We start from the raw sequence: 433 nt of genomic DNA on the forward strand, positions 1-433 counted from the left end.
GCTGCCTTGGAGCGAATTGATAATGGGACATATGGTTTTTGTGAAGAAACCGGCGAGCCCATTAGTATCAAGCGTCTTGAGGCTCGGCCGATTGCCGTTTTGTCGCTGGAAGCACAAGAACGTCACGAACGTCGTGAAAGAGTTTATCGTGATGATTAAAGTTATGAGAGCGATAAATAAACGAAGTTTCTAGAGATAAAATTGTATATTTTATTTTGGAGGGGTAGGAATAAACAAAGATGGTTCTTGTCGCCCTTCAATTTCGGCCGTGATGGCTGAATCTTTTACCGTTTGATTCGTAAAAGAAGAGGAGGTTTTATCTGTCGTCTCGTTTCTTTCTGTAAGGGAGGAGGTGGGGTGGGGATGTATTTCTTTCTTCTGTGTGCTGGATGTGCTGGTAATATCCGATTCTACAACAACATCTGTTAATCCG

Annotated in this window: 1 protein-coding gene and 1 pseudogene; one reads left to right on the forward strand and one right to left on the reverse strand. The window is 42.7% G+C overall.

The genetic code is table 11. The annotated features are described in order from the left end of the window. Positions 1-159: TraR/DksA family transcriptional regulator (locus ACFINC_RS10170; RefSeq protein WP_375617137.1), on the forward strand; the 159-nt coding region annotated here is incomplete at its 5' end. 51 nt (positions 160-210) lie between these two features. Here the strand turns inward: ACFINC_RS10170 and ACFINC_RS10175 are convergent. Then, positions 211-433, reverse strand: a pseudogene (locus ACFINC_RS10175) (hypothetical protein); the annotation flags it as partial.

The sequence above is a fragment of the Bartonella sp. AP58NXGY genome, from assembly GCF_042195785.1.
In the GTDB taxonomy this organism is placed as follows: Bacteria; Pseudomonadota; Alphaproteobacteria; order Rhizobiales; family Rhizobiaceae; genus Bartonella.